Source organism: Aliibacillus thermotolerans, assembly GCF_027853235.1.
GTDB lineage: Bacteria > Bacillota > Bacilli > Bacillales > Marinococcaceae > Aliibacillus > Aliibacillus thermotolerans.
In genome coordinates this window covers 1-4,563 of record NZ_WKJG01000071.1, presented here as the reverse complement: position 1 = coordinate 4,563, position 4,563 = coordinate 1, and the positions used below count along the sequence as shown (strand labels likewise).

Sequence of the window (4,563 nt, the reverse complement as noted above, 5' to 3'; positions counted from 1 at the left end):
TTTGTAAATGTTGTGTGGTAACTTCATTTTACAATAAAGGGCGATTTTTTTGTGCACATTTTTCAAAATGAGAAATAGAAAAGGGACTCCAAAAAGTCAGTTTCTACTGACTTTTTGGACAGCCCCATCTTTTCGCTTTTTACTCTGAATTTGTGTCGTATAGTTGATGAAATTGGAAATAATTAGGGGATTTATGCTTGGTTTTTCTCTTCATACGATAGATTATTGAGGAGATTGGACAATGAAGTGTCGCATAAAGATTTCATACGACAGTTTTCTTCATATAAAAGTCATTGAATGGTCGCATGCCCCCTCACATCCTGTGAGAACGGCGATGCAATCACATCATGCGCGCGCAACGCTTTAACGGTCATTCTTAAAACTCCTACGCTTTTCTTTGTCTAGCCCAGCAACCAGGCGCTTGAGCGCTTCGGGTCGCTGAAGAAGCCAAAGATCGGCTTCTGTCACCGCCCCTCCATCGCTTGTCGCGGCTAAACGGCTTTCTCCGCTTTTCTGTCTGTCTAGCTTCAGCTCCTAGGTGCTCGGATTCTTCGAGTCAGATAAAGAAAGCAAAGAGCGCTTTCTTTCCTGCCTCTCCAGAATCTATCGCACCTGTACAGTCGCTTCAGCCTTTCGTTCTGTCTAGCTCCGGAATCCAGGTGCTTGAACGCTTCAGTTCATGGCAGAAGCCAAAACCAGGCTTCTGACCAATAATGGTTCTTCTGCTAAGAACGTACACGTCCTGCGCCTGCGATTACTCGGCGCAAAAGAAAACATAGAAGTATCGCAGTGTAGATTTTGTGTGCAACGCAGAAGTCAGTACATCCCATACAAGTCCAGCGTCTTCGCACCTGAACGGATTCCTCCGCTTTTCTTTATGCCACTTCTTCTTTTTTGGCACGGAGGCGTTCGGTTTTTACTTTTCTAGCTATGTTCGCAACAATTCCAAGGGAAATCATCGAAACAATGAGAGAGGAGCCTCCATAACTGATAAATGGCAAAGGCACTCCGGTAATGGGCATCATGCCACTCACTGCCATTAAGTTTAACAATGCTTGAAACATGAAGAAAAACGTAATCCCAAAAGCGAGTAGTTTACCAAACATGTCTGAAGCGTGTACTCCGGTAATAAAGCCACGCCACAACAATACAAGAAAACAGCCGACGACAAATAACAGACCAAAGATACCTAATTCTTCTACGATCACTGGAAAGATAAAATCCGTGTGCGGTTCCGGGAGATAATGCATTTTTTGGGCACTTTTCCCAAGTCCTGTTCCTGTCAGACCACCATGTGCCATCGCAATGTAAGCTTGAATGAGCTGATAACCACCGCTATCCATCTGGTGCGAAAAAGGATCTTGAAAAGCAATGAGTCGCTGCATTCGATACGGCGTCTCAAAAGCTAGCCATGCAACGACTCCAGCAGACAAGCCCCCGAGAATGAATAAATGGAACCATCTCGCTCCTGATAAAAACACAATCGTCCCACCTGCTAATAAGACCATGGCGGCTGTTCCTAAATCCGGCTGTAATATAATTAACCCGAACATGCAAACAACAATAATAAGCGGCGGAAGCACACCTTGCACAAATTGATCAATATATTTATGCTTATTAGAATATACGTGAGCCAAATAAAGAATGACCGCTAATTTAATAAATTCTGAGGGTTGTATCGTGACGGGTCCAAAGGATAACCACCGTTGTGCTCCCTTCACTTCTTCTCCAACTAACAAAACGAGCACGAGCACCACAAGGGAAAGAAGGACGAGGTAAGGAACCAACTTTCTATAGAAACGATACGGAATATGTAAGACAATAAAAAATAAAAACGTTCCTAACACAAACCATACCAATTGTCTTTTTAAGAAATGATAAGGATCTCCGGATATATCAATACCGAGCGGAAAGCTTGCACTATATACCATCAATAGACCAAAAGAAATCAATAAAAAAGCAGTAGTAATCATTATCCAATCGTACCGCTCTAGTTGTTTATTCACTCTATCACCACCGGAAGATCGAGCTGTGTTCAGCTTTCGTTTCTATTAATTTACTAAAACATCCCACTTTCATCAATAGCCGAAAAGAACGCACTTTTAAGGGAGGCAAATGGATGACAAAAAAGCAAGCGTATCTATTAGCGGCAATAGGTGCAGCATTATGGGGAATCATCGGATATTTTGTCCAAGGTTTGAACGAGGCGGGTTTTACTCCATGGCAAATCGTGGCGATACGTGTTGTTTTTTCCGCTATCATTCTGCTTTGTTTTCTCGCCATTCACTATCCAGAGCTGTTAAAAATTCAACGAAAAGATATCGTTTATTTTATTGGGACAGGGATTGTTAGTTTTGTCTTTTTTAACTGGTGTTATTTTACCGTGATGGAAGCAACGTCGCTTTCTCTCGCGGTCGTGCTATTGTATACCGGACCGTTGTTTGTTACGATTTTTTCTCGCTTTCTCTTTCGGGAAATTCTTACTCCGAGAAAAATAAGCGCACTCATTTTTACTTTTATTGGCTGTGCATTCACAGTCGGGTGGTTGCCTTATTTTCAAATGGATATTTCTTTCTCTCTTCTTATGATCGGGATAGGATCGGGATTTTTTTACTCGCTGTATACAATTTTTGGCAAGTACGCGAGCCGCTCTTATCATTCGTTGACAATCACGACGTATTCTTTTGTGTGTGCGAGCGTCCTCATGATCCCGACAAGTGGGTTAGTGAAAGATGCTGCCATCTTTTTAAAGGGGGAAGTGCTATTTTATGCCATCGGTCTCGCACTTTTTCCAACCGTGCTCGGTTACATTTTGTATACTAAAAGTTTATCATATATTGAATCTAGTCGGGCGTCTATTTTAACAACCATCGAGCCAGCTGTTGCAATTCTCACCGGAGTAATGTTATTTGGGGATGCATTTACTAGTTGGCAGTTATTTGGAATGATCCTTGTTCTCTCCTCTGTTTTTCTCATTGCCGAAAGAAAAAAGAGGGAATAAACCCTCTTTTAAGAAAATATCGTCTCGACTCCTGCCTGCTTCAGTAGTTCATAATAATTGGGACACGTTTTCGACACACATCCCGGATCTTCGATAATCACCCCTGGTACTTTTGTACCTATCAAGGAAAGGGACATGGCTACTCGGTGGTCATCATAAGAATGAAGCGTAGTTCCCGCCGGCGTCCCCGGATACACTTTCAGCCCGTCTTGATACTCTTCTACTTGTATGCCAAGTTTTTGAAGTTCCGTACAAATGGCATGAATACGATCTGATTCGTGATGACGGATATGTTCTACTTCCGTAAGTGTGAGTGGACCGTCCGCAAAAGGGGCAATCGCAGCAAGGGTTAACGTTTGATCCGACATTTCTTTCATGCTGATGTCAAAACCACCTTTTAATTGTTTCGGTCCTTGAACTTCAATATAATCATCTGTCCTTATCACCGTGCAGCCCATTTTTTCATACACATCGGTCATATAAATATCTGGTTGATTCGTATCCATCGTCAAATTATTAATCCGCACCCGACCGTTTGTCACGGCAGCAAGAGCCATAAAATAGCTAGCGGTCGACGCGTCCGCTTCTAACGATAGCGTCTGTCCTTCGTACCCTTTCACCGGTACAGTCATGTGATCTAAGGAATCAGTGTACGTCGCATCTACCCCAAAATCTTTCATTAATTCAAGCGTAATTTTCACGTAAGCGTGTTGCACGATATAGTCAGGAATATGGACTTCCAGTGGTTTTTTGGCATATGTACCGGCTAATAGTAAGCCACTAATAAATTGACTTGATATTTTCCCAGAAATATCAACTCTTCCACCCGTTAATCCGTTCGCATGGATGCGAAGAGGGTAAAAGCCTTCTTTGTCAAGGTATTCAATCTCTGCTCCAAGGGTCTCCAACGCATCCATGAGCGGCTTCACCGGTCGTTCACTCATACGGCGGCTTGCTTCCACGAGAAAATTTCCCGTGTCCGAAGCTGCGAGGGCTCCGGGCAAAAAGCGCGCAATCGTTCCCGCAGCACCAATATAAAGCTCCGGTTGTTTATTCGGCCAATCACCGTCACATCCCTCCATTTTCACTTTATCCCCGTCCACTTCCACGGATATTCCAAGTTTCCGCAACGTATCGATACACCAATAAGAGTCATCGCTGCGCAATATTCCGGATAATTCTGAAGTTCCTTTAGCTAGCGCCGCAATGATTAACGCACGATTCGTTACACTTTTACTTCCCGGAATGATCATTTCCGTATCGACCTTTTTCTCTTTCAGCGGAAAAATTTCTACTTGTTTCACATCATTTAATGCCGACCATGGAGATCGGGCTCTTAAATCCGGTTTACTCAATCTGACTCGTCCTTTCCTACCTTTGTACCCTCTATTACATCACCAGTGCAAAGAATTAGCAAGTCACATTCAGGGAAAGGCTTCCGTTGCCAAAACTCTATAAAACTCTAAAGTTTTGTTTATTTCCTGCTTCAACGTGTCCGATTTTGCCGAAGCTACTCTCGTTTGGTATAACACTCCACAGGCGTTAATTCGGGTACAACGAAC

At 43.1% G+C, this 4,563-nt stretch carries 3 protein-coding genes; 1 reads left to right on the top strand and 2 read right to left on the bottom strand.

The features are described from left to right. Window positions 1-875 precede the first annotated feature (875 nt). Entirely contained in the window at window positions 876-2,006 is a 1,131-nt protein-coding gene (gene ftsW, locus GJS40_RS11040; protein WP_270897913.1) for a putative lipid II flippase FtsW, read from the bottom strand. 113 nt (window positions 2,007-2,119) lie between these two features. Between ftsW and GJS40_RS11035 the strand changes: the two genes are divergently transcribed. Next, a complete protein-coding gene (locus tag GJS40_RS11035) occupies window positions 2,120-3,001 on the top strand; it encodes a DMT family transporter (RefSeq protein ID WP_270897912.1) in 882 nt (293 codons plus the stop codon). 8 nt (window positions 3,002-3,009) lie between these two features. Here the strand turns inward: GJS40_RS11035 and aroA are convergent, their stop codons facing one another. After that, window positions 3,010-4,356 carry a 3-phosphoshikimate 1-carboxyvinyltransferase gene (gene aroA, locus GJS40_RS11030; RefSeq protein ID WP_270897911.1) on the bottom strand — a complete coding sequence of 449 codons (1,347 nt, stop codon included), beginning with the start codon at window positions 4,354-4,356 and terminating at the stop codon, window positions 3,010-3,012. Window positions 4,357-4,563 lie beyond the last annotated feature (207 nt).

Bases quoted from the DNA above. Each gene is read 5' to 3' on its own strand.
- GJS40_RS11035 (WP_270897912.1), top strand. From the start codon at position 2,120: ATGACAAAAAAGCAAGCGTATCTATTAGCGGCAATAGGTGCAGCATTA.